We start from the raw sequence: 24,025 nt of genomic DNA, 5'->3' as shown, positions 1-24,025 counted from the left end.
ACGATTGTCTTTGCTATTTAATTGATTTGCTTAAAATAATTTAGTTCGTTTCTGAGAGATAGAATCTCTTCCTGCATATCGTTTAACTGAGTTAATAAATGAGCAACAGCATGCAATCCTTCCAGGTTGATGTCTAAATCGTGGCTCAAGCGCAGGTATTTTTCTAGCTTTGAAAGTTCATCACTATCCAGCCAAATGCTTTTTTTGATTACTGTAGTGTGAATCAAACCAAAGTCTTCTAAAGACTGAATAAAATTTATTTGTATCTGATGATGTACACAAACATCCTCAATTGATATCAGATTGTTTTCCATATTGGTTAGCTTTTGGAAAGTTTTTCGAATAATTCTTTTTGTTCAGCATTAAGATTGGTCGGTAACTTAACCTGCCACTTTACATATAAATCACCGAATTGATCTTCTTTTTTGTAGATAGGGAAACCTTTTCCTTTTAAACGTAAGGTGGTATCTGGTTGGGTACCTTCGGGTATTTTTAATTTCACCTTTCCATTAAGGGTTTCAACAATTTTTTCTCCTCCTAAAATTGCAGTGTATAAATCTACCTCTTCCTGTATGTAAACATCATTGCCCTTTCTTTTAAATCGGGGATGATCGCTGATATTAAATTTGATGTATAAATCTCCGGGAGGACCATTATTTACGCCTGGCGCTCCATATCCTGCCAATTTAATTTTTTGTCCATTTTCTACTCCAGCTGGAATATTGATACGGACTTGTTTGCCGTTAACCGCTAAGGTTTGCTTGTGAGTAGTGTAAGCATCTACCAAATTAAGCTGTAAATCGGCATTATAATCTTGCCCTTTAAATGGAGAATTTCGACTGCTGCGACCGCCACCGCCGCCAAACATCGACGAGAAAAAATCAGAGAAGTCTTCTCCGCCAAAACCGCCAGAGTAACTGCTACCACCATCGTAGCCACCACTTGGAGACTGATATTGCCGGCGCTGTTGTTCCTTTGCATCTAGCTGATCAGCGTGCTGCCAATCTTTTCCATACTTATCGTATTTTTTTCGCTTATCAGGATCACTTAAAACTTCATTGGCCTCATTTATCTGCTGAAATTTTTTGTTGGCTTCTTCATTATTTGGATTTAAATCAGGATGATGTTTTCTGGCTAACTTTCGATATGCTTTTTTGATATCATCAGTTGAGGCATTTTTTTTTAAATCAAGGATTTTATAGTAATCGATATAGTCCATGGCATTTAAACAAATAAGTAGTTGTAATGTTCAATTTTGATGAGATAAATGTAAGCCTAAATGACAGAATTTTTGAAATAAAAATGATTCATTATTCGCTAGACATAAAAAAAGCTCCGAGAAATTTCGGAGCTTTTGGTGATAACGATAAAGCGAAATTATTTTTTGCCTTTAACATATTTTTCTAACCACTGATCTTCTTCCCAAAGGGTGTGTAGGATATTTTCTTTACCACGGTATCCATGCGCTTCATAAGGCAAGAATACAAAACGTGTAGTTCCGCCTGCACCTTTTATTGCATTGAACAAACGCTCACTGTTAATTGGGAATGTTCCTGGGTTATCATCAGAATCACCGTGAATTAATAGAAGCGGTGTTTTTATCTTGTTTGCATAACTAAAAGGACTCATCTCATAATACAATTGTGGTGCCTGCCAGTATGTGCGTTCCTCATTTTGGAAGCCAAATGGCGTCAAAGTTCGGTTGTAAGCACCACTGCGGGCAATTCCTGCTGCAAAAAGATCGGTGTGGGCTAATAAATTAGCGGTCATAAACGCGCCATAACTATGGCCGCCTACAGCCATCCGTTTTTTATCTCCAACACCTAAATCAGATAGCTTTTTTATTGCAGCGTCTGCATTTAACTTTAACTGTTCTATAAAAGTATCGTTAGGCTTTTTACCATCTTTTGCTACGATTGGCATTTCTGCATTATCTAAAATGGCATATCCACGAGTTACCCAATAAATTGGTGAACCCCAACTAATGGCGGTAAATTTATCTTTGGAACCTCGGATTTGAGCTGCATCTGCTGCAGAATTAAACTCACGTGGGTAAGCCCAAATCAATGTTGGTAAAGGTCCGTCTTTATCTTTGTTATAACCTTTTGGTAAATATAAATCGCCAGTTAAATCTACACCATCGGCACGTTTGTAAGATATTTTTTCTTTGATGATGCCATCTAACGAAGGATATGGGTTTGCAAAATCAGTGATCGGCTGATCTGCTATCCGAAGCATTAAATTTTTTATAAAATAATTAGGGACCAATTTCTGACTTTCCTTACGGGTAAGTAAAACCAATTTATCAGGATTAATTACGTCACTCACATATTCGAAAGTTCCTTCTGCGCTGCGCCAAATGATTTCATTCTTTTTGGTCGATAAATCAAATTTAGCTAAGAAAGGTAAATCACCTTTTTCTGATGAGCCTACAGGATTGTTCATCAATAATTTTGTGCCGTTATCAACAGTTTTAATCACCTGGCGACCATACTTATTTTTTACCATAACAGGCGAACCTGGATTTCCGTAAGCATCGGTTTGGTTGCGGCTATATAATTCTTCAACAACCCCTGTTGCTGGGTTGTATCTACTCACTTTCGAAGTTTGTTTGCTTCTCAAGCCTTCCATAATTAAGGCCAGGTTTGCATCACCCCACTGTACACCACGGAAACGAGTTTGCGTTTTAAACAATTCTTTTTCTGTTCCGGTAAATGGTGCACTTAAAGCATAAACTGCATCATGAAACGGTACATTTTTTTTAATTAAGCCGCTGTCAAGCGGTTTTGCCCAAACGATTGTTGCAGGCTCATCATCTCTCCAATCAAAGCCGCGAGCTACATTTTGTGTGTTGTCGTAACCTGATGGCGTTCCTTCTGATGATGGTAATTCGGCAATAACTTTTACCGGTTTTCCTGTCAAATCGGTAATGGTTACTGTTGATGGAAAGCCAAAAGCCGAAACCAGGTAAGAGAAAGGTTTGCGAATGGTTTCTACCATCATGTAGTTTTTATCTGGAGAAATATTTACGCGTTGATAAATGGCTGGTTTACCAATAGGTGTTTCTACCCCAGCAGTATTTTTAACCAGCTGCGAAGTCGCAAAGAATTCGAACAGTTGCTCATCAAAAGGAGATTTAATCAAATCCTGGTAGGTAGCACTTGGAGCAGCCTTTCCTAAGTTTTGTTGGATGGTTGGGCCTTTTGGCATCAATGGTTTTGTTGGTGCTGCGCTTGCTGGTTTAGTAACCGTGCGATAAACAATGGTATTATCATTTAACCAAGTTAATCCACTTCCTAAAACGACGTTTAAAAATGCTTTGTTAATTTTCATGGCTTTTTTTGTCGCCATATCAATCATGTATAAATCAACACCTTTCTGTGTAGTGTTTGTAAAAGCGATTTTATTCTCCGCCGGATTCCAGCTTATGTTGCCTGCATATAGCGGACTTGGCAAGCCGGTAACCTGAAAAGTTTGGTTTGACTTGATGTTCTTCACACTGAAATTGTTTATATAATTCTGTCTGCTTAGCGAATAGTTGTTGGGGTTTAGCCTTAATCCCGCAATACGATATTCTGGCATCGCCAACTCTTCAACAGAAGGATAAGAATTGCGTTCGCTAAATAATATCCACTCGGCTTTACCATCTATACTTACACCCGGAGTAGGTTTTGCCAGTAATAAATCGGCTATTTCTTTTGGGGGTGTTTGATAACTAATAGCATCTTGCGAATTTGCATGGACTGAAATGCACAATCCTGTTAGTAAAAAATAAAATCGTAGTTTTTTAATCATTTCCTTGGTTTTAGTTGAAATATGACAAGTTCAAATATTGGAAAATTTAATTTTACTACGCGTAACTTCTTATTTACAACTATGTTTATTTCGTTAACGACGAATACTGATTTTGGATAGCAGTTATGGAGTTTTTTATAACTAGTTTTAATACTTCTATATTAATATCTTCCAGTTTTTTACATAAACGCAGGATTTGGCCGCTTTATGTTTTCCAAGTTTCGAAAGCAGATCTTCTTTATCAGTAAAATCAGAAGAAAGGTATAAGGAAATTTCATTTTTACCGGGAGAGAAACCAACCAAAGGTGCGTCTCCTGCTCTTCCGCTATCGTATTTATAATGGTAGCTCCCAAAACCAATAATTGCCGTGCCCCACATTTTTGCTTCGTAACCGCTTGTTTCATTCATAATAGTGCAGAGTGAAATACTGTCTTGCTTTGTTAAGTTGTTTTCTATTGTATTTAAAAAGCCAGTCACTTAAATTGTTTTTTTGGTCGTTTTGTTGGGTGCCATCTATATAATATAATTGAAGGATGAATTTAATAAACGATTTCAAAATAATTTTTACGCTTTTGATAATCAACTATTAAACATTGAAGTATATAGGCTAAACGACTTAAATCAGTAGAAATACGAATAGCCACTCATCTTGAAATAAGTGGCTATCTTGTTTTTTAAAGGATTTACCTTTTTATGGTGTGCCTGCCCTCCGCGGATCACCCGCTCACAGGACTTTTTTTGTCTCTTGTTTATGGAAAACAATTTAGTGAAATGTTAGTTTGGTTGAAAAAAATAATTTTACACAAAACGAAATAAATGTTGATAACTTAAAGGCCAGTCTCAAATATCTACTAGCGAGTATGGCTAATCTTGCATCAGTTTTATATAGTGAAAATGTATAGAAATTGAAGTCTGCAGAGGGTCCAATATTTTATTTGTCGTAGACTGAACAAAAAAGGATAGGCATTAAGCCTATCCCATATCTAAACCCAAACATGCGCTCAAACATGAATGAATTATAATTGAAACAGCAAATTAGCACATTGGTTTTAATCTATCCAAATTATTGTGTGCAAATTTCAATTGTTTTTACATCTGGCCTGCCGTTGAAAAAAGTCTGCAATGCGGTATTAAATAATGCATCGCTTCCAGGTATCATAGAAAATAATGTCATCGATGAGTGAAATTTCAAATCGTCAGGAGATCCAAAAATTTCATGGGCAGTTTTGTTTTTATGTTTGATCACTTCCGCTGTAATTTCTATTAGTCTTTTTCCTAATAATGGATGCTCAAAAAAATCTTGCGCTTCCTTTAGATCGCGTAGCGCATAAAATTTAGAGGTTTCACTGTGGCCTAGTCCCATAATCTGAGGAAATATATACCACATCCAATGGCTGGTTTTCTTTCCTTTTTTTATTTCTGAAAGCGCTAGTTCATGGTCGTTTTCCTGCGCCGACAGAAATCTTTCTAATCGTTCCATAGCTCATTATCTCTTTTTATAACACTAATTAATCAAGAAGGTTTTTGATAATAAAGGATTGAAAAAAATGATGTAGCCAAAAAACTATAGGTTGTAACGCAATATTTGGCTTATGGTTTGCCTCCTATCGTAAAAAAATCTAAATGGACTACTCAAAAACTACTTTATATAAATGTGTAATCGTTGATGATGATCAACTCATCATAGATGTTCTTGCCAACTTCCTAGATCAAATACCAGGACTGCATGTAGCCGAAACTTATACCGAACCAATTCAAGCTATTATCAACATTAAAGTTGAAGATAAGATCGACTTTTTATTTTTAGATATAAAAATGGATATCAGTGGGCTGGATGTTGCCAAGGTGCTTCGCGATAAAGTGAGGTTTATATTTTTTGTAACCTTCTACGATCAATACGCTTAGAGGCCTTTGGAGCTAATGGAGACAAGTTTCTAGTGAAGCCGGTGATGTTTTCTAAACTTCAGACTGCAATTAATGAGGTTTTACATCGAGAAAACCGTCAAAGGTGATGCGCTAAGCGAGCTGGTTTTTAACATAGCATCAAAACAATTTTCGCTTTTATTGATTGTAAGAAAGGTTTCTTTATAATTAGAAGAAACGTTTTATTTATATCGCCTTTTTACATCATTAAATGAGCCTAAAAACTACTAAAAAAAGAATTGCTATACTTGGTGGAGGCCCCAGTGGCCTTTTTATGTATAAGAGACTTATTGAGTCTGAACTAAAAAATCTGGAGATAGAAATTTTTGAACGGAAAGCACATCTTGGCTCCGGTATGCCTTACAGTAGTGAAGGTGCAGAAGTAGAACATATTACAAATGTATCTGATAATGAAATACCCATTATTTTTAATTCTATTGAAGATTGGGTTAAAATTGCCCCAAAAAGTATTTTAAAAAAGTTCGACATCGATTCTGAAAAATTTAATGAATACAAGGTTTTGCCTCGATTATTTTTTGGAGAATACCTTTCTGCACAATTCGATCTGCTGATCAAACAAGCAGTAAAGAAATCAATTGTTACAAAAATTCATTTAAACACCACAATAACTGATGTTCTGGATGATAAAGGCACAAAAAAAGTTACGGTAAAAGTAGATGGAAAAGAGGATGGAATTTTTGATGAAATTATAATTTGTACCGGCCACAATTGGCCCAAAAAACATGAAGGGAAAATTCCGGATTATTTCGATTCGCCATACCCACCAAAAAAGTTGGCTTTACGTTATAACCACCCTATCGCACTTAAAGGATCATCTCTTACCGCGGTTGACGCGATACGAACACTTGCTCGTAGCAATGGCACGTTTACACAGAATGATGACGGAACATATTTTTTCAAATTAGATGCTGATAGCAGTAAATTTAAAATTATCATGCACTCTAGAAATGGCCTTTTACCAGCCATTCGCTTTCATTTGGAGGATAGCCATTTGGGAAAAGATAATACGCTCACTAAAAAGCAGGTACGAGATCATATCAAGAAAAATGGAGGTTTTATTTCTCTGGATTTTGTTTTTGACCAAAACTTCAAACGACAATTTAAAAAGAAAGAGCCGAAGTTTTACGAACGGATAAAAGATTTGGATCTTGAAACATTCGTAGAGGCCATGATGGATTATCGGGAGAAATTGCCGCCATTCGATTTGTTCAAGAAAGAATATGCGGAAGCAGAAAAATCGATCGAAAAAAGAGAATCAATTTATTGGAAAGAAGTTTTGGCAGTTTTGAGCTTTGCCATGAATTACCCTGCAAAATATCTTCCTGCTGAAGATATGCAAAGGCTTCAAAAAGTATTAATGCCACTCATTTCAATTGTAATTGCATTTGTTCCTCAAAGTTCTTGTCGAGATTTAATGGCGCTTCACGATGCCGGGGTGCTCGATATTGTATCTGTAGGCGAAGATAGCAGGGTAGAGCCAAATGCTAAAGGAGGTGCTACTTACTATTACGAAGACGAAAATGGCAAACGGATTGCCGAGAATTATAAAATGTTTGTCGATTGTGTAGGGCAGCCTCATTTATCGTTTGAAGATTTTCCTTTTCAGGGTTTAATTGATGCGGGTATTGTTAGCCCTGCAAAATTGAACTTTAAGGATATAAAGAAAGGAAATGAAGCTTACAAAAAAGGAAATAAATTAGTGGAGAAAACTGAGAGTGGGCATTTCTCTCTCCGTGTCCCAGGGATAACCATTAACGATTATTTTCAGGTAGTGGATAAAGATGGTACTGCCAGTGAACGTGTTTATATCTTGGCTGTTCCTTACATAGGTGGCTATAATCCTGATTATTCGGGGATTGACTTTTGCGAAGCAGCATCAGAACAGGTAATGAAAAAACTAAGCGCATAAAAAAATCGAGGCATTTGCCTCGATTTTTTTATTGGAATGGAAATTTATTTCATTCCATCTTTAATTTTATTGATCATGGTTAAATGCGTTTGTACTACCGGAGCCGTTTTGGTAGCAAAAGCTTTAAGTTCTGCATCAGCGCCATCTTTCGATTCATCTTCCATCAATTTTAAAGTCGATTTATGTCCATCAACCATGGCATCAACATAAGCTTTATCAAAATCAGATCCTGACTTTTTACTCAAATCGTCCATTTTCTTTTTGTGGTCATCATCAACAGTAGATGGTAAAGTGATATTTTTAGCAGCCGCGATTTCCATTAATTCGGTATTGGCTTTTCCATGATCATTTACCATCATGGTAGCAAACTCTTTTACTTGTGCATTGCTGCTTTTTTGTAGGGCAAGTTTGCCCAATTCAACTTCTGCCATTCCGCCTACTGCTGCCTGTGTTGCAAATTTTGCATCTTCATTGTCAACTGATATGCCACCAGTTGCAGCCGCGTTGCTTGTCGTATCTTTACTCATGTTTAAGCTATCAGCTGTTTCTTTGGCGTCTTTATTTCCACCGCCACATGCTTGAAATGCTAAGGCCGAAACGGATACGGCCATCAAATAAACTAACTTTTTCATATTATTGGTTTTTGTTGTAAACTAATAACATGTTTTACTTAGAAAGGTTTAGCATAGATATTTAAGGAGTACGTATTTCTAGATCTTATCCAGTTTAAAATAGCCTAAATGGATCTCATCATCAGGAAGGGTAGCGTCTGGTATAATCTCAATATGGTATTTTTCTTTATGCTGCGGACTTAAAATATCCTCAACCCGGTAAATGTCATCAATGTCGATACCATATTTTTCATCAATATGGGAGTTAGCGCCTTTAACCGAATTAGTCTTGAAAAAAACAGTTTTTTTTGCGTCTTGAATGGCCGAGGCCCGATCATCTTGTACGCCAAGAACGATATAATGTTGTTCTTCTAACTTTCCGGATTGATAACCACCGAGGTTGATAAAAAATAGTTTATGCGGAGTGGATGAATTTTTAGCCGTTCGAGGTTTAACTTCAATTCGAAAACCGTCAACCTGGTTTACCTCACGCCAGCCGTCTATATGAATACTATTGCCAGCCTCAGGCCAAAATGCTTTTATTTCTGGCACCAATTCTTTTAATGAGGTGGCAATGCCGAAGAAATAGTCGTGTTGCTCCACATTTCTTTTAGGCGCTTTTGAGCCCAACAGTAACATATATAACTTGGGATTTCCGTTTTCTGATAACTGATTGTTCATATTGCTAAATTATATTGACTATAACCAGCAAACCCTGTTATCGTTTTAGGAAATACTATTTTATCAATATAGATTACTTAACTGTTTTGATTTGGTTGATCTCTAATTTCAAATCTTTAATCTGTTCTTGTGCCTGTCTGTTTTCGAGATAAAAGTAAATCGCGAAGCCTAAAAATATCTTGCCTAAAACAAAAACAGCCGCGAAAACCCAACGCCAGGCTTTGCTGATGCGCATCTGGTTCGATTCGGACTCAACTTCTATATAGCGGTCTTGCTTAACTTTTTCTTGTTCCGCATGCTTAAATTTGCTTTCAGTTTCAGTATATAGCTTTAAATTCTGCTCGCGAAGTATAATCTCATTTACTTCTTGTTCAATTTTGGATAATACGTTGGCTGGAGGCGGAACAGCCATACTTTGCGCAAGGATTTCCATATCCATTTCTAACTTTGTTAACGCTTCGGCAAATTCTGGAAACTGTTTTTTTGCCCGCAAAACCTGCTGAATTTCATCGTCGGTAGCCACTCCCATAACATAGGTTTCCATTAGGCCGCTATCTATCAATTGTTTAATTTCCACGAGCTTTCCTGATTTTATCTATTGATGATTTCAACTGGGTACGCAATATATTTTCACTCTTATTTAACAAATCTGCAAGTTGATTGATAGACTTTCCTTGATAATAAACCATTTGGAAGATATATTGCTCCTCCTCATCCAGCAGATTTAAATACTCATTATTCGTGGGATTACCGTTTAGTTTTTCATTATTTAGAGAAGAAAATTCGGGCAATTTAAATCTTGCAAATTGCCTTAACTGCAACCAGGAAGTAGGCTGGCCATTTGTTTCCAATACAAATGCAGAGATAATTTTAACTAAAATTTCTTCTGATCTTCGATGATCTTGAACCGTACCTCTTATAAAACCTAAAAGCATTCCAGCATACTTATCATATAACTGATGAATATCCTTCTGGTTACCTTTTGGGATGTTTATCGCAACTTCAGACATTTACTAACGGGAGTGATTAAATATAATTGCAAGATAAGCGCAAAAATTAGAAATGCTTTCAATTAATAAAAAATTAATCAGTTTTTCGTGATTTTTAGATGTTTTAAAGTCAGAATAAGTTAAATTTTAATTCCGTTTTAAATTGTGGGAAAAAATTTGTTCATTAATTTAGCCTCACCAATTTTTTATAGCGATGAGAATAGCAACCTACAATGTAAACGGCGTAAATGGGCGCTTACCAGTTTTATTAAAATGGCTCGAAGAAACGAAGCCTGATGTAGTTTGCTTACAAGAATTAAAAGCGCCTGATGAGAAATTTCCCGAAGAGGCTATCCTCGAAGCCGGCTATAACGCTATCTGGCATGGACAAAAAAGCTGGAATGGGGTGGCTATTTTATCTCGTGGACATGAAATAAAGGAACTTAAACGGGGTTTGCCTGGTGATCCTGAAGATTTGCACAGTAGATATATTGAAGCCATGATCAATGGGGTTGTGGTAGGCTGCTTGTATTTGCCAAATGGAAATCCTGCGCCAGGGCCAAAATTTGACTATAAATTGGCTTGGTTTGAACGGTTAAAACTCCATGCAGCGAAACTCTTAGAATTTAATTTACCCGTAGTGCTTGCAGGAGATTACAATGTGATGCCGACTGAATTGGACGTTTATAAACCCGAACGATGGGTTGATGATGCACTTTTCAGGCCAGAAGTGCGTGAAGCTTTCCATAACTTGGTAGCACAGGGTTGGACAGACGCCATTAGAAAGCTCTATCCCAAAGATGTGATCTATACATTTTTCGATTATTTCAGAAATGCCTACGGCCGTAACGCCGGTTTACGCATTGATCATTTTCTTCTGAGTCCACAATTAGAAAGTAAACTTTTAAGTGCGGGAGTAGATAAGCATGTTCGGGGCTGGGAAAAAACAAGCGATCACTGCCCGGTATGGATCGAAATTAGTGATGTAGAAAAATAAGCGTCTGCAAAGTAGCTTTCCGAATTTTTGAGCTTGTTAAAATTGATTAATTAACAAACTTAAAAGTTCAAATTTTATGCGGGCATCAAACGCTAGTGCCTCGAGATAGTTGGTTCCCAACAACCGCAAGAAATATTTACTATCTGAGAAATTTAAACAGCGACTAAACTTTTCTAAAATCTTTTCAAAATTTGGCTACCTTTGCCATGCTTTTGGTTTCCGGTTAACACCCGGAATTAAAAGGGAATTTGGTGTAAATCCAAAACTGTCCCGCAGCTGTAAGCTCCATTAACGGATTTTCTATTCTTTAAGCCACTGCCCGGATTTCGAGGTGGGAAGGCAAGAAAACCGGGAGTAAGTCAGAAGACCTGCCTCTTGCAATATTTCATAGCTTTCGGGGATTGAAGCTAGAGATGAGGTACTTTCGGTATTCCGTATTTTCATTTCTTGTAATTCTGTTTGCTGTGGGGATTAAACTCACAACAAAATGTTTAGGTTTCTACATGCCTTCAACGGCATCAAGTATTATCTTTTCCTACCGTTCATTTTCTGGACAGGCATTCTTATGCCTCAATCTGCTCTTGCTCAAACTGACTCGTTAAAGGCAAATATTTTAAAAGAGGTCGAGATTCGGCACCAGCGAAAATTACTATCAAATATTTCCCCAACACCCTTGCAAATATTAAGCGGAACGGCATTAAGAAAATTAAATGCGCTCTCTGTTGCTGATGCCATCAGATACTTTTCTGGAGTACAATTAAAAGATTACGGTGGCATTGGCGGCTTAAAAACCATTAACGTTCGCAGCATGGGTAGCAACCATACAGCGGTTTTTTATGATGGGATACAATTAGGAAATGCACAAAACGGGCAGGTAGATTTGGGTAAATATTCTTTGGATAACCTCGAAGAAGTTTCGCTTTACAGCGGTCAGAAAAGTGACATGCTAATGCCAGCAAAAGCATTCGCATCTGCCAGTTCGCTTTATTTAAAAACGCAAAGTCCTGTATTCGATATTGGCCAGCGCCGAGGTTTAAAGTTAAGTTTAAAGGGCGGCTCCTTTGGCTTGTTCGATCCATCGGTTGTTTTTCATCAACGTTTAACCGACCGTTTATCGTTAAGCCTAAACGCAGAGTTGATTCATGCGGATGGAAAATACAAATATCGGTACACCAATAGTGTTTATGATACTACAGTAGTAAGGCATAACGGTGATATTGTTGCCAAAAGATTTGAAGCATCCGTGTTTGGTAATACCGCCGATAGCAGCAAATGGCAACTAAGGATTTATAATTACAATAGCGAGAGGGGTTTGTCCGGCGCTATTGTGGCCAATAAGTTTGATTTTAGCCAGCGTCAATGGGATGATAATTTCTTTGTTCAATCCTCCTATCAAAGCAAAACAGATCAAAGATTTCAATTCCTGGCAAATGCAAAATATGCTTACGATTTTATCCGGTATCTGGATCCGGAGCGGGTTTCACTCTTTGGCGCTTTAGATAATCGTTATGCCCAGCAAGAAATATACTTCTCGTTAGCCAATCAATATCAGATTCTTAAATTTTGGGATATTTCCTTATCAACCGATTACAGTTATCAGCAGTTAGATGCCAATCTGGAAAACTTTGCCTATCCTAAAAGGCAGACTGCTTTAATCGCTCTTGCTTCAAAATTAAACTGGCAACGCCTCAGTATCCAAGGTAACGTGTTGGCAACGTTGGTTAATGATCAGGTGAAAACCAATTTCTCAGCTGGCGATAAAACAGAATATACACCCACAATTATGGCTTCGTGGCAGCCTTTTAAAAACAACGATTTCCGACTAAGGGCTTTTTACAAATCTATTTTTAGGATGCCAACCTTTAATGATTTGTACTACACGCTGATTGGGAACAGTAATTTGAGTCCTGAATATACCAAGCAATACGATTTAGGTTTCACTTATTCCAGGTTTTTTGAGGCCGTTAAACTCACTCAAGTTTCTATCCAAACAGATATTTATTACAACACCGTACGCGATAAAATTATTGCCATTCCTACGCTCAGTCCCTTCAGGTGGAGTATGGTTAACCTTGGTAAAGTAGAAATCAAAGGTTTGGAAACCAACATCCAAAGCAACTGGAATTTTAATGGTTTCGTTTTGAATACGAAATTTAATTATACCTATGAAAAGGCCATCGATATTACTAAGAACAGTACAGTTTACGGTCAGCAGATTCCTTACATCCCATTGAATAGCGGCGCGTTAATGCTGGGCTTAGACTATAAAAATATCAGTTTCAATTACAGTTACATCTACACCGGCGAACGTTATAGCCAAAAGGCAAACATCCCGGTAAACTATGTAGAGCCATGGTACACACATGATTTGGCTGTCAGGTTTGCTTTCGATTACGCAAAAGTAAATTATAGTATTGCTGCAGAAGTGAATAATGTATTTAATCAATACTACGATGTGGTACTCAATTACCCTATGCCTGGAAGAAATTTCAGGATCACACTCATCACCAAATTTAATTAACATAAAATGAAAAAATTGCTATCAATTAAAGTATTAACTGCAGTTTGCCTCACTACAATTTTGTGGTCTTGCAGGAAAGATAAAGGCGTTACCCCTGAAGAACAAACCCAACTTCCTGGGCAGGACATTACAGCTGTAAATGGGCTATATGTTTTAAACGAAGGAAATTGGGGTTCGAATAAAGCCTCAATAGATTATTATGATTATGCTACGGGCGTTTATAGGAAAAATATTTACGGGCAAGCAAACCCATTTGTAACATTAGGTTTGGGCGATGTAGGGAATGATATCAAAATTTATGGTTCTAAGCTTTATGTAATTGTAAATGGATCTGGAAAATTGGAAATCCTTGATGTTAAAACTGCAAAAAAATTAGCTCAGGTAGATATTCCGAACTGTAGGTATCTTACATTTTATAAAAACAAAGCATATGTAACTGCTTACGAGGGTTTTGTTGCTGTTGTTGATACGGCAACTTATAAATTGGATGCTAAAATTACAGTAGGACGTGAGCCAGAAGAGATGGCAGTTGTCGGCGATAGACTTTATGTAGCCAATTCTGGAGGTTATACCAGCAGCAATTACGAGCGAACTTTGTCTGTTGTTGATCTGGCAACCAATAAGGAAATCAAGCGCATTGATGTTGCCATCAACCTTCACCGTGTAAAAGCAGATCAATATGGTGATTTATATGTTACTTCCAGAGGAAATTATGGTGATATAAAATCGAATTTGTATGTGGTTGATACGAAGACGGAAGCGGTAAAAAAGAAGTTCGATATTGAAGCAAGCAATTTCGCAATTGATAAAGATTTTGCTTACATCATTAGCACCGCCTGGAGCAATGCAACCATGTCTAACATAATTTCTTATTCAAAAGTCAATGTGAAAGATGAAACCATTATTCCAGGCGGCTTCATTAGTGATGGCACTGAGAAAGAAATAGTAATGCCTTACGGAATTGCAGTTGATCCCATCTCATCTGGCGTTTACATCACCGATGCAAAGGACTATGTTACGCCAGGAACATTATATTCCATTGATAAAAATGGTAAAAAGAAGTTTTCTGTATCCACAGGAGATATTCCAGCTCACCTGGTTTTCTACACTAAATAATTTAATAATCAATATCTAATAATGAAAATTAACAATTACCTAGTTGCAGTATTAATGGTTGCAACACTATTTTTCGGTTGCAAAAAAGATGCAGAAACTGCTCCTGATGGAAAAATGGGGATCACTGAAAATTCCCTCACTGGAAAAGTGAATGCGAAAACAGAACTATATGCAGTTTCGAATGACGGCAGAGGCTTTCAGCACGAATGGAAACTGGATGGAAAAATAGTAAGTACCGCTTATAATTTCGCTTTTACGCCCACTACTTCTGGCACATATGTTGTCGAATACAAAGGTTATAATGGGGCAGGCAGTTTTTCGCATACCTATACGATTAGTGTTCCAGTGCCTGTAGTTGCGGCAACGCCAACCAGCAGCAAATTTATCAGTAAAGTTTTCGAGTATGCACCAGCACCTGGTCAGCACATTAACAATGCAAGTTTAGGCTCGCCAGAACAAGCGCAAAAATTGGTTGGAAGTACAAACAACATGGTTTCTTTGGGTGGTTTTGGCGGTTACATTATTTTCGGTTTCGATCATTCTGTTGTTAACCAAAACGGCTCAGATTTGGCCATTTACGGAAACCCTTTCGGTCCGCCGTATGCTTTTGCAGAGCCTGGTATTGTAATGGTAAGTCAGGATAAAAATGGTAATGGTTTGCCAGATGATGAATGGTTTGAACTGGCTGGAAGCGAGTACGAAAAGACAACTACTATTAAAAACTATGAAATTACTTACACCAACCCAAAAACTGCTGCAAATGTAGCTTGGACAGATAACCAAGGCAATAGTGGTGTTGTAAATAACAGTGCTAAACGCATCAATTTTTATCCTTTGTTTGCTTTCAATCAAGATAAGATTACCTTCAAAGGAACATTACTGCCGTCCACACTAAATACTTCGGGTATTGTTACCAATGCTGCCTTCGATTGGGGATACACCGATAGCTATTCAACTGGCGATGATTATAAAACCAAATTGTACAATAGTTTCGATATCGCTTGGGCGGTTGATGCCGCAGGTAAAAAGGTTAGCTTAAGTACAATTGATTTTGTTAAAGTTTACACAGCGCAAAATGTAAACGCTGGCATTCTTGGGGAAATATCTACCGACGTTAAGGGGGCAACCGACTTGAATATCAAGTAATTTTTTTACGTTTCTCATCAATGACAAGGCGCTGCTTATGGAAACATTTGTAGCGCTTTTGTTTTTACACGGAAACCAGTTATTTAGTTCTTTTCAAAGTATAATGATTTACTATTTTTACAACAGTCATTATATCATGAAAAAAAATAGCAGCTGCGATCTTCAAACTTGCTTTATGTGTAAGCACACTTTACCCGAGTGGCATGCAGCAATAAATAGCCACAAGCGAAATTTTATTGCCAAGAAAGGCGAGGAAATCATAAAAGAGGGTGATGCAGTTACTGGTGTTTACTTTGTAACATCTGGCAATGTGAAGGTGCATAAACAATGGGGAGATAAAGAGCTTATTCTGCGCTTTGCTAACAGCGGGGCCATTATTGGCCATCGTGGCATTAGTTCGAATCATTCGGCATACCCCATATCTGCTACCGCTTTAGAAACCACCTCGCTTTGTTTTGTTGATATTGATTTTTTTAAAAGCACGATAAGGGTTAATCATGATTTTGCCTATGCGTTACTCATGTTTTATGCTGATGAACTTCAAGCGTCAGAAAAGAAGATGAGAGATTTAGCACTCATGTCGGTAAAGGGGAGATTAGCCGTAGCTATCTTAAGCCTTCGCGATCAGTTTGGATTAAATGACAATGGTTTTTTAAATTTAACAATAAGTCGCCAAGATTTGGCGGCATTTACCGGTGCTACTTATGAAACCGTTTTTAGAACGATGAATGAATTGCTTGCCGAAAAACTTATTCATGTTCAAGATAAAATGATTGGTATTTTAGATGAAGCTAAACTACTGGATTTAAGTAATAGATAAGATAATTTTATGTTGGGACTTGTTTTATGTGGAGGCAAAAGTATACGCATGGGTACCGACAAAGCTTTGTTGATCCATCAGGATAAACTATGGGCACAATTAACCAAAGAGAAACTTATTTCAATTGGTTTAAATGTAAAATTTTCGGTCAATGCTGATCAACAAAAAAAGTATGTAGCTTATTTTAATGGGGAGAAGCTTATTGTTGATCATGCCATGTTGGATATTCAAGGGCCACTGTTGGGCATTTTATCCACACATTTAGAAAATCCAACAGCCGATTTATTTCTTTTGGCCTGCGATTTATTGTTAATGGAACCCCGTGTTTTAGATAAGGTGATGAAAGCTTATACAGCTGTTCATTCTTTTGAAGCCTATGTTTTTCAAAAGGACGGTGAGAGAGAGCCTTTATGTGGCATTTACAGTGCTGCCGGTTTGCAGAAAGTATTGCATATGTTGCAAACAGGCACATTAACCAGGCACAGCATGAAATTTGTACTTTCTCAATTAAAAGTTTTTGAAATTAAAGTGGAGCATAATGACTATCACTGCTTCGATAATTTTAATTCGCATGCAGAAATAAACGGGTTATAATGTTTGTAACGCAGCCTGATTAATTTTTGAAAAATTGCTTTTTTCTCCATCACAAAGTACACAACAATAATCTTCGGGTAGGTTTATAAATTTTCTTCCGGGCGGAATGTTATTTTGGATTTCGCCAATTTCCTCATCATAAATGGTTAAGCAACTGTTACACTGGTAAAAGAAGCTAGCGGCTGCTTGTTTGCTTTCTTCAGCCTTTGGCTGGATCATTTTTTCAGGAGTATTCAGGGAAATTTGCCTGTGTTTATAAAACTTATAAATGGCTCGCCTAATTTGCTCGGGCAATATTGCTTTCGGATTACTGCGACTAAATATTTCTCCGGTACGCTCGTTGGGGTTGAAACCTTGTGCGCAAAGGATATCATATACCGGGAATAATCTAAAAAAAAGAAGGTTTAATAAATAACGTTTCCGGATTAATATGCTGCTAAAAATTTCACTTTTTTTGCGGGTTTTTATGCCAAAACAAATTCCAAATGTGCGGGTATCGTTTATGCTTAAATGCCTTACCAAATAGTTTTTCAGCTCAAGGCCTTCAATGCAGTTATCTTCTACCTGGAAATTAAGTTCATTAGCCGCATGCCGCATATTCAGCTCAAATTCCTCCAGTAAATTGTTCCAATTTAATTTATCACTTTCTTCAATTCCCTTTATCATAATCGTTTTCCAGGAGGTACAGCACAACTGTCCAAGTTTGGTATCCAGGCATAGTTTGCATAATTTTTTCAAAAAAGCAATGCTGAATAACTCATCTCTACGGTAAATCCCCAACCAGTATTTGTTATTGTAACGATTTAAGCCTTCATAATAGGGTAGGTTAAAATTGGATAAAATCACAGGCTGTTCGGCTATTTTTAAAACGAAGTTATCCTCGTCCAGCAAATCAAAAAGATCTTCTCCTTTGGCCATTTCATTGTCGATAAAGAGTGATGGATGGGCCATGATAATTTTTTCTATTGCTTTGGTAAGCTTAGCAATTTGTGTGGTATAACCCAGTTTTTTCCATTCATAAATTACGTTGGTTTTAGGGAAACGGATAATCAAATGCCAATAATGTTCTGCCTGTACAGAGGCTACCCAGTTAATGTTACCCGTAAGCATAGGGGTAAAGCTCTGATTGCCATCGCAAATATTCACTTTAACACGGGGCTTAAAATCAATATCATCTAAAATATCTTTATAAACACCACCGGTTACCCAGGTATTTCTAATGAATATTTCTTCAGCAGGATAGGAGCTAATAATGTTCGGAAATTGGTTTTTGCCAACCTCGTACTCAATACCAATCATATCCAGTTCGCCGGTAAATGTTGCCAAATTATACGTCGCTGCATCAACCAACAGCTGTTGCCGAAGGCCAAAACGTACAAATGAGATCTTGACTTTCGTTGCAGCAACCAGAATATTATACAGGTTGCCCGGAGAAATTATTCCGCCCGGAAAGTTGATGATAACTGTTTGATCCATCTCTACTGGTTTATAAGTCCGAATTCTACCATGGCCTTCGAGAAATTCTTATTCTCGTGCCCCGGTCTACAGAGTTTTAAAAGTGCAAACCGTTGGATGTCTGTTAAAACGTGCCATTGAGATATGGAAATTTCAAGCTTATCTTCACTTAATTTTTCTTCGAGTATTTTCGGAATTTCAGTTAAGTTTTGCCAGGCTGGCTGATTATCTACTGGCATGGAGGTAGCTTCTTTTCCGGTATGCTTCGTAATTAACCGGATTAGATTTTTTCGATAATATTTAATTTCTTCAGAGGATGAAGTTGGCAGCAAGGCCAGTTCCACCCGCTCAGCTGGATGGAATCTTCTCCATTCGCCGAGTTTGAGTTTAATGCCTGCCAAATCCATTTTAAAGCGAACCACCATCGGGATGCAACGAATATTTTCTTCCATAAAATCTTCTTCAAAATCGAAATATTCGATGCCCTGTAGGTGTTTAAATTCTGAGGGCCTTGTTATTACATTAATCATCATTAAAATTTATGCTAAAATAACCTCAGGTATGGTTTTCGGTATGTTTACAAAAGAATCTAAAATAGCCTTTACTTCTGGCCTGCAACTGCCACAGCCCATACCAGCACCGGTAAGTTGGCACAATTGCAGGTGATCTTTGCATCCATCTTTTATCTTGTTAATCAAATTGCCTTCACCAACATTATTACAGCTGCAAACTGTTTTGCCAATAATGGATTCTGCTGTTTTTCCACTTCTTAAAAGCTGAAGTCTTTTTTCGCTCAGCTCCATCTTATTTTCGATAAGATTTTTAAACTCCAAAAATTCGCTTTTATCTCCAATTAAGATTGCGCCAACCAATTTATCATTCTGTACAATACACTTTTTATAGTAACGTTTTGCCTTATCAATAAAAATAATTTCCTCAAAAGTTGGGTCATTGCCAGGTATTTCGGCCAGGCCCAAAGAGCATAATTCCAGGCTATGCATCTTTAAAATATTCATTAACAAACTGCCCTGATAAAATTTAGCAATATCACCGCAAAGGTATCTTGCTACGATTTCGGCCTGCTGCTCTGCCGCTGCGGTGATGCCATACATTTGGCCATCAAATTCGGCTATCTCACCAACGGCGTAAATGTTCTCTTCACTCGTTCTCAAGTACTCGTCTACAACAACGCCTCTTTTGCAATCAATACCCGCATTCTTAACCAATTCAACATTGGGAACGGTTCCTATGGCAATAATCAACGATTCGCAATCGATCATCAATCCGCCTTTTAAACGCACCCCTGAAACATTCCTTTCTCCGATTACCCTTTCAATTTCATCGTTATAAAAGATTTCAATACCCTTGCTGATCAGTTCTTCATGAAGCAGCTCACTGCCTGTGGCATCTAACTGGCGCCCCATTAACCTTGAAATTCTTTGAATAATAGCCACCTGCGAGCCTTTCTCTGCCAGTGAAGCGGCCATTTCAATACCCAGCAAACCTCCACCAACAATCACCACTTTTCCTCTTGCTACATGGGCATGTTGCGTAAAACGGTCTGCATCATTGCGGCTTCTCATGGTAAAAATTCCGTTTAACTGCGGAAGGTCTTTCAACATAAAGGCCCTGCTTCCGGTAGCTAAAAGCAACACATCGTAATAATGAATTTGGCCATTGCTATCTACAACAGTTTTTTCAGCTTTATTAATTTTTTCTATGCCTACTCCGCGGTGTAGTTTAATGCGAAGATCAATTTCTTCATTATCGGTCATTTTAACCAGGTTGTGCCAGGGCAATGTGCCAGTAATGTAATCGGGCAACAAAACCCGATTGTAGAATGGCAAATTTTCCCTGCTAAAAATTGCAATATCGTCTTCAGCATTTAGTGCCCGGTAGCTTTTTACGAAACCGCAAGCGCCTGCACCCGCACCTACTACAATAATTTTTTGCTGCTGTTTTTGATAACGTCTTACCTCGACGGCAGTATATTTGAAATCGGGTTCCTTACTTAATGGGTCTATAAGATTATGGGTAACATTATTTGCCCGGTTTAAATCGTTTTTTAAAATTTTGCCCCAGTGCATAGGCATAAAAACCACGCCTTCTTTAATATCGTCAGAGAGTTTTGCTTTCAATCTTACATTTCCCCTCAAACTGTTCATTTCTACTACATCATTGTTTTTGATCTTTCTTTTTTCCGCATCTGCGGGATGAATTTCTAAAAACGATTCGCTGATATGTTGGTTGAGTTTGTTTACTTTTCCAGTTTTGCTTCGGGTATGCCATTGGTCTCTTATTCTGCCTGTGGTTAAAATAAGAGGATGTTCGGGCGTAAGCGCTTCCGATTGATTCTCATCATTAAAAGAAACAATATTGGCCTTTTTATCGGCTGTGTAGAACTGATGATCTGTAAATAACCTGGCAGTTCCAAAGGTTTTGCCGTCTTTTGGGTATGGCCACTGAACAGCTCTTTTCGCTTTTAGGATAGCATAATTTAACCCGCTGATATCGATGTTAGTGCCCGCTGTAAGTGCAGCATGTTCATTGTAAATTGCAGCAGAATCTTTAAAAGAGAAGCCTTTGAAACCCATTTTTTCTGCAAAGCGACAGATGATTTCTGCGTCAGGCAGTGCTTCACCAGGAGCTTCTAAAACTTTGCTCAAGTGAGAGATGTATCGACCAGCATTGGTCATTGTGCCTTCTTTTTCGGCCCATGCTGCGGCGGGCAAAACTACATCTGCATATTCCAAGGTTTCTATTTTGTTGCTGATGTCTTGTACGACTACGAATTTCGCTCTTTTAAGTCCTTCTTCCGCTTTACGTACATCTGGAAGGCTAATTAATGGGTTCGTGCACAAAATCCATATTGCTTTCAGCTTTCCGGTATTCAGTTCATCAAACATTTCTGTTGCAGTTAACCCAGGTTTTGCCTGGATACTTCCTAAAGGGATTTGCCAGAATTTTTCTACTTCATTGCGATGGTTTTTATTAGCCAGATTTCGATGAGCAGGCAAAAGGTTACTCAAGCCGCCAACTTCTCTACCGCCCATGGCATTGGGTTGCCCGGTTAGGGAAAAAGGACCACTTCCAGGTTTACCGATGTGGCCGGTAATCAGGTTGAGATTAATGAGCGATAAGTTTTTGTTTGTACCCACCACACTTTGGTTAAGGCCCATGGTCCACATGGCAATAAAACCTTTCGCATTGCCGATGTAGGAGGCTGCCAAACGAATATCGCTTTCTTCAAGTCCACAAATTAATGCCGCCTGTGCCAGGGAAGTCTCGAAGACAGTGGTTCGATAGGCTTCAAATCCATTGGTATGTGAAGAGATAAATTCTTGATCTATTTTTCCGTTTTCTATTAAACATCTCCCCAAGGCGTGATGCAAGGTAATATCCGTACCTGGATTTACCTGTAAATGAACATCGGCAAGCGCACAGGTTTGCGTTTTCCTGGGGTCACTCACGATAATTTTCAGGTTTGGATTTTTTTCTTTTGCGGCCTCTACCCGGCGCCATAAAATAGGATGGCACCAGGCAGGGTTTGCACCAGCCACGAAAATACAATCGGCAATTTCAATATCATCATAACTAATGGGTACGGTATCTTCGCCCAAACTCATCTTGTAACCCACAACTGCACTGCTCATACATAAACGGCTATTGGTATCGATGTTATTACTGCCGATAAAACCTTTAATTAATTTATTAACAACATAATATTCTTCCGTTAAACATTGGCCGCTGGCATAAAACGCAACACTATCAGGCCCATGTTTAGCAATTAACGCCTTAAAAACCATCGCTGTCCGCTCCAAAGCAGTATCCCAGCTTACGCGTTGTAAGGGCATACTTTTATGGTATCGCATAGCGGGATAAAGCAATCTATCGCTCTTATCATTCGCAGTGTAATGCAAATTCATCCCTTTGCTACATAACATTCCTTTATTTACCGGATGATCTTTATCTCCCTCAACTGTAATCCGTTGTTGGTTATCCTTGCCAAGCACAATACCGCAGCCAACCCCGCAATAGCAGCAGGTAGTGGTGTTGTTATCCGGAATGTTCGATTTCTCTTTCAATTGCTAAGCCTCAAATAATGGATTATAAATTTAATTTCCTGCAGCGAGTATCATGGTTTCTACTGTAGATTTCTTTTTTGCCATCACTGTTCGGAAAATGAACACAGCGATACCAATTACGAGAATGATATAGCCAAGAAGCGTAAATGCTGAAGTATAATCGATTAAATCTTTTTGAATGGTTTGCCCGTTTTCGATAACATTTTTGGTTAAGTGGCTGGCTTCCGATTTAAACAGGAAAGCGATCAGCATGGCGCCAATGTTTCCGCCGGCACCAACAATGCCAGCAACACTGCCAACTGCCACTGGATTGATGAAGGGAACCAAGCTGTAGGTGGCGCCATTGGCCATTTTCAAGCTCAAACCGAAAACAAACATCATAATGATAGCCATTCCGATGTCGCCAGATTTAGCAAACCAGATTAAACCGATTCCTTCAATAAGTAAAAGCACCGATAACAGAAGTGTTTTCCCGTCAAAACCCCATATTTTACCAATTTTATCAGCGAAAATGCCACCTAATGGTCTGGCAAAAATGTTAATCCATCCAAAAATTCCTGCTACTAAACCGGCAATGGCAATGGTGGCTCCGAAAGAATCAGTAAAAAAGATTGGCGCAAAATTATCAACCGTTATTTCCACACCAAAACAGGCGGCGTAAGCAATGGTTAAAATCCAGGTGCGGTAATCTTTTGCAGCGATTAAAAATGTGTTTTTACTGGTTTTTATGATTTCGTCTTTAAGATTTTTATAATCCCCCTGTGGACTATCCTGTGTATATCGATGATATAAAAATGCGCATACTAATAGCATTATCCCAGGGAAAATCATGGCATAACGCCAACTATCTGCTGAGCTACAAAAACCTAAAGCAGTTAAGGCTGATGCAAGTAATGGCATAAATACGTTAGCAGCTCCACCACCAGCATTACCAAAACCTCCTGCAGTAGCGTTTGCTGTCCCTTTAACGTTTGGCGCAAACATGATAGAGGTATGGAATTGGGTAATGACGAATGATGCGCCTATAACGCCAATGGCTAACCGGAAAAGCAAGAAAGAAGTGTAAGATTGGCTAGTGCCGATTAAGAGGACCGGAATGGCACAAAGCACTAAGAGCCACGTGTATATAATTTTCGGTCCAAATTTATCGATTAACCTGCCAATTAATAAACGGGCGACAATGGTTGCAGATACGGATGCAATTTGAATGTTGCCAACCTCATCTTTGGTGAGGTGTAGTTGTTCTCTTGCTATTTTCATTAATGGTGCCATCCCGAACCATGCAAAAAAGCAAAAGAAGAAGGTGAGCCAGGTAATATGAAAGGTTTTCATCTGTACTCCTTTCAACGAAAAGATATTAAG

At 38.1% G+C, this 24,025-nt stretch carries 21 protein-coding genes and 1 riboswitch; of the genes, 8 read left to right on the top strand and 13 right to left on the bottom strand.

Going from position 1 to position 24,025, the window contains the following annotated elements; genetic code table 11:
- Window positions 1-17: 17 nt before the first annotated feature.
- From OQZ33_RS10665 to OQZ33_RS10645, 5 genes are all read right to left on the bottom strand, one after another.
- The gene (locus OQZ33_RS10665) at window positions 18-314 is read right to left on the bottom strand and encodes a chaperone modulator CbpM (protein ID WP_265799039.1); all 297 of its coding nucleotides are present in this window, start codon (window positions 312-314) and stop codon (window positions 18-20) included.
- A gap of 5 nt (window positions 315-319) precedes the next feature.
- Window positions 320-1,219, bottom strand: a complete 900-nt coding sequence (locus tag OQZ33_RS10660; protein ID WP_265799038.1) for a J domain-containing protein — start codon at window positions 1,217-1,219, stop codon at window positions 320-322.
- Window positions 1,220-1,377: 158 nt separating this feature from the next.
- Window positions 1,378-3,795, bottom strand: a complete 2,418-nt coding sequence (locus OQZ33_RS10655) for an alpha/beta hydrolase family protein (protein WP_265799037.1) — start codon at window positions 3,793-3,795, stop codon at window positions 1,378-1,380.
- Between the two features lie 156 nt (window positions 3,796-3,951).
- Window positions 3,952-4,272, bottom strand: coding sequence for a DUF1801 domain-containing protein (locus OQZ33_RS10650; RefSeq protein ID WP_265799036.1), 321 nt, complete (start codon window positions 4,270-4,272; stop codon window positions 3,952-3,954).
- Between the two features lie 586 nt (window positions 4,273-4,858).
- Window positions 4,859-5,275 carry a DUF1810 domain-containing protein gene (locus OQZ33_RS10645; protein ID WP_265799035.1) on the bottom strand — a complete coding sequence of 139 codons (417 nt, stop codon included), beginning with the start codon at window positions 5,273-5,275 and terminating at the stop codon, window positions 4,859-4,861.
- A 143-nt stretch (window positions 5,276-5,418) separates the two neighbouring features.
- On the opposite strand from OQZ33_RS10645, the gene OQZ33_RS10640 reads away from it, so the two are divergent.
- Both OQZ33_RS10640 and OQZ33_RS10635 read left to right on the top strand, forming a co-directional pair.
- The gene (locus tag OQZ33_RS10640; protein ID WP_265799034.1) at window positions 5,419-5,700 is read left to right on the top strand and encodes a LytR/AlgR family response regulator transcription factor; all 282 of its coding nucleotides are present in this window, start codon (window positions 5,419-5,421) and stop codon (window positions 5,698-5,700) included.
- A gap of 229 nt (window positions 5,701-5,929) precedes the next feature.
- Window positions 5,930-7,648 carry an FAD/NAD(P)-binding protein gene (locus OQZ33_RS10635; protein WP_265799033.1) on the top strand — a complete coding sequence of 573 codons (1,719 nt, stop codon included), beginning with the start codon at window positions 5,930-5,932 and terminating at the stop codon, window positions 7,646-7,648.
- Between the two features lie 44 nt (window positions 7,649-7,692).
- Here the strand turns inward: OQZ33_RS10635 and OQZ33_RS10630 are convergent, their stop codons facing one another.
- The 4 genes from OQZ33_RS10630 to OQZ33_RS10615 all read right to left on the bottom strand — a co-directional run bounded on the left by OQZ33_RS10630 (window position 7,693) and on the right by OQZ33_RS10615 (window position 9,950).
- The gene (locus OQZ33_RS10630; protein ID WP_056848555.1) at window positions 7,693-8,280 is read right to left on the bottom strand and encodes a DUF4142 domain-containing protein; all 588 of its coding nucleotides are present in this window, start codon (window positions 8,278-8,280) and stop codon (window positions 7,693-7,695) included.
- Between the two features lie 78 nt (window positions 8,281-8,358).
- Complete coding sequence (locus OQZ33_RS10625; RefSeq protein WP_265799032.1) at window positions 8,359-8,940, bottom strand: DUF1543 domain-containing protein; 582 nt, start codon at window positions 8,938-8,940, stop codon at window positions 8,359-8,361.
- 73 nt (window positions 8,941-9,013) lie between these two features.
- The gene (locus tag OQZ33_RS10620; RefSeq protein ID WP_265799031.1) at window positions 9,014-9,517 is read right to left on the bottom strand and encodes a hypothetical protein; all 504 of its coding nucleotides are present in this window, start codon (window positions 9,515-9,517) and stop codon (window positions 9,014-9,016) included.
- Window positions 9,507-9,950, bottom strand: a complete 444-nt coding sequence (locus OQZ33_RS10615; RefSeq protein WP_265799030.1) for an RNA polymerase sigma factor — start codon at window positions 9,948-9,950, stop codon at window positions 9,507-9,509. The genes OQZ33_RS10620 and OQZ33_RS10615 overlap by 11 nt, the downstream gene beginning before the upstream one ends.
- A gap of 193 nt (window positions 9,951-10,143) precedes the next feature.
- On the opposite strand from OQZ33_RS10615, the gene xth reads away from it, so the two are divergent.
- The 6 genes from xth (at window position 10,144) to OQZ33_RS10585 (ending at window position 17,123) form a co-directional block, all read left to right on the top strand.
- A complete protein-coding gene (gene xth / locus OQZ33_RS10610; RefSeq protein ID WP_265799029.1) occupies window positions 10,144-10,926 on the top strand; it encodes an exodeoxyribonuclease III in 783 nt (260 codons plus the stop codon).
- A 196-nt stretch (window positions 10,927-11,122) separates the two neighbouring features.
- A riboswitch (cobalamin riboswitch) is annotated at window positions 11,123-11,317 on the top strand.
- A 96-nt stretch (window positions 11,318-11,413) separates the two neighbouring features.
- Window positions 11,414-13,447, top strand: coding sequence for a TonB-dependent receptor plug domain-containing protein (locus OQZ33_RS10605; protein ID WP_265799028.1), 2,034 nt, complete (start codon window positions 11,414-11,416; stop codon window positions 13,445-13,447).
- Window positions 13,448-13,453: 6 nt separating this feature from the next.
- A complete protein-coding gene (locus OQZ33_RS10600; RefSeq protein ID WP_265799027.1) occupies window positions 13,454-14,563 on the top strand; it encodes a YncE family protein in 1,110 nt (369 codons plus the stop codon).
- A gap of 21 nt (window positions 14,564-14,584) precedes the next feature.
- Window positions 14,585-15,709, top strand: a complete 1,125-nt coding sequence (locus tag OQZ33_RS10595) for a PKD domain-containing protein (RefSeq protein WP_265799026.1) — start codon at window positions 14,585-14,587, stop codon at window positions 15,707-15,709.
- A 175-nt stretch (window positions 15,710-15,884) separates the two neighbouring features.
- The gene (locus OQZ33_RS10590) at window positions 15,885-16,529 is read left to right on the top strand and encodes a Crp/Fnr family transcriptional regulator (protein ID WP_265799025.1); all 645 of its coding nucleotides are present in this window, start codon (window positions 15,885-15,887) and stop codon (window positions 16,527-16,529) included.
- Between the two features lie 9 nt (window positions 16,530-16,538).
- On the top strand, window positions 16,539-17,123 hold the full coding sequence (locus OQZ33_RS10585; protein WP_265799024.1) for an NTP transferase domain-containing protein: 585 nt from the start codon (window positions 16,539-16,541) through the stop codon (window positions 17,121-17,123).
- On the opposite strand, the gene OQZ33_RS10580 is transcribed toward OQZ33_RS10585, so the two are convergent.
- Genes OQZ33_RS10580 through OQZ33_RS10565 form a run of 4 tightly spaced genes read right to left on the bottom strand, consistent with a single transcriptional unit; the run spans window position 17,118 to window position 23,995 of the window.
- The gene (locus OQZ33_RS10580) at window positions 17,118-18,599 is read right to left on the bottom strand and encodes a rubredoxin (protein ID WP_265799023.1); all 1,482 of its coding nucleotides are present in this window, start codon (window positions 18,597-18,599) and stop codon (window positions 17,118-17,120) included. The two genes, OQZ33_RS10585 and OQZ33_RS10580, sit on opposite strands and share 6 nt — an antisense overlap.
- Window positions 18,600-18,601: 2 nt before the next feature.
- The gene (locus tag OQZ33_RS10575) at window positions 18,602-19,108 is read right to left on the bottom strand and encodes a nitrate reductase associated protein (RefSeq protein WP_265799022.1); all 507 of its coding nucleotides are present in this window, start codon (window positions 19,106-19,108) and stop codon (window positions 18,602-18,604) included.
- 9 nt (window positions 19,109-19,117) lie between these two features.
- The gene (locus OQZ33_RS10570) at window positions 19,118-22,663 is read right to left on the bottom strand and encodes a nitrate reductase (protein ID WP_265799021.1); all 3,546 of its coding nucleotides are present in this window, start codon (window positions 22,661-22,663) and stop codon (window positions 19,118-19,120) included.
- 30 nt (window positions 22,664-22,693) lie between these two features.
- The gene (locus OQZ33_RS10565; RefSeq protein WP_265799020.1) at window positions 22,694-23,995 is read right to left on the bottom strand and encodes an MFS transporter; all 1,302 of its coding nucleotides are present in this window, start codon (window positions 23,993-23,995) and stop codon (window positions 22,694-22,696) included.
- Window positions 23,996-24,025 lie beyond the last annotated feature (30 nt).

It is taken from the genome of Pedobacter sp. MC2016-05 (assembly GCF_026239735.1).
Lineage (GTDB): Bacteria > Bacteroidota > Bacteroidia > Sphingobacteriales > Sphingobacteriaceae > Pedobacter.
The sequence above is the reverse complement of the archived record's forward strand: the minus strand, read 5'-3'. Positions and strand labels throughout refer to the sequence as shown.

What these genes read in the sequence shown, in the direction of transcription:
- OQZ33_RS10630 (WP_056848555.1), bottom strand. Translation starts at nt 8,280, where the DNA reads ATGAAAAAGTTAGTTTATTTGATGGCCGTATCCGTTTCGGCCTTAGCA.
- OQZ33_RS10585 (WP_265799024.1), top strand. Translation starts at nt 16,539, where the DNA reads ATGTTGGGACTTGTTTTATGTGGAGGCAAAAGTATACGCATGGGTACC.
- OQZ33_RS10665 (WP_265799039.1), bottom strand. Translation starts at nt 314, where the DNA reads ATGGAAAACAATCTGATATCAATTGAGGATGTTTGTGTACATCATCAG.
- OQZ33_RS10595 (WP_265799026.1), top strand. Translation starts at nt 14,585, where the DNA reads ATGAAAATTAACAATTACCTAGTTGCAGTATTAATGGTTGCAACACTA.
- OQZ33_RS10635 (WP_265799033.1), top strand. Translation starts at nt 5,930, where the DNA reads ATGAGCCTAAAAACTACTAAAAAAAGAATTGCTATACTTGGTGGAGGC.
- OQZ33_RS10605 (WP_265799028.1), top strand. Translation starts at nt 11,414, where the DNA reads ATGTTTAGGTTTCTACATGCCTTCAACGGCATCAAGTATTATCTTTTC.
- OQZ33_RS10615 (WP_265799030.1), bottom strand. Translation starts at nt 9,950, where the DNA reads ATGTCTGAAGTTGCGATAAACATCCCAAAAGGTAACCAGAAGGATATT.
- OQZ33_RS10645 (WP_265799035.1), bottom strand. Translation starts at nt 5,275, where the DNA reads ATGGAACGATTAGAAAGATTTCTGTCGGCGCAGGAAAACGACCATGAA.
- OQZ33_RS10660 (WP_265799038.1), bottom strand. Translation starts at nt 1,219, where the DNA reads ATGGACTATATCGATTACTATAAAATCCTTGATTTAAAAAAAAATGCC.
- OQZ33_RS10600 (WP_265799027.1), top strand. Translation starts at nt 13,454, where the DNA reads ATGAAAAAATTGCTATCAATTAAAGTATTAACTGCAGTTTGCCTCACT.
- OQZ33_RS10625 (WP_265799032.1), bottom strand. Translation starts at nt 8,940, where the DNA reads ATGAACAATCAGTTATCAGAAAACGGAAATCCCAAGTTATATATGTTA.
- OQZ33_RS10640 (WP_265799034.1), top strand. Translation starts at nt 5,419, where the DNA reads ATGGACTACTCAAAAACTACTTTATATAAATGTGTAATCGTTGATGAT.
- OQZ33_RS10590 (WP_265799025.1), top strand. Translation starts at nt 15,885, where the DNA reads ATGTGTAAGCACACTTTACCCGAGTGGCATGCAGCAATAAATAGCCAC.
- OQZ33_RS10565 (WP_265799020.1), bottom strand. Translation starts at nt 23,995, where the DNA reads ATGAAAACCTTTCATATTACCTGGCTCACCTTCTTCTTTTGCTTTTTT.
- OQZ33_RS10580 (WP_265799023.1), bottom strand. Translation starts at nt 18,599, where the DNA reads ATGGATCAAACAGTTATCATCAACTTTCCGGGCGGAATAATTTCTCCG.
- OQZ33_RS10575 (WP_265799022.1), bottom strand. Translation starts at nt 19,108, where the DNA reads ATGATTAATGTAATAACAAGGCCCTCAGAATTTAAACACCTACAGGGC.
- OQZ33_RS10655 (WP_265799037.1), bottom strand. Translation starts at nt 3,795, where the DNA reads ATGATTAAAAAACTACGATTTTATTTTTTACTAACAGGATTGTGCATT.
- xth (WP_265799029.1), top strand. Translation starts at nt 10,144, where the DNA reads ATGAGAATAGCAACCTACAATGTAAACGGCGTAAATGGGCGCTTACCA.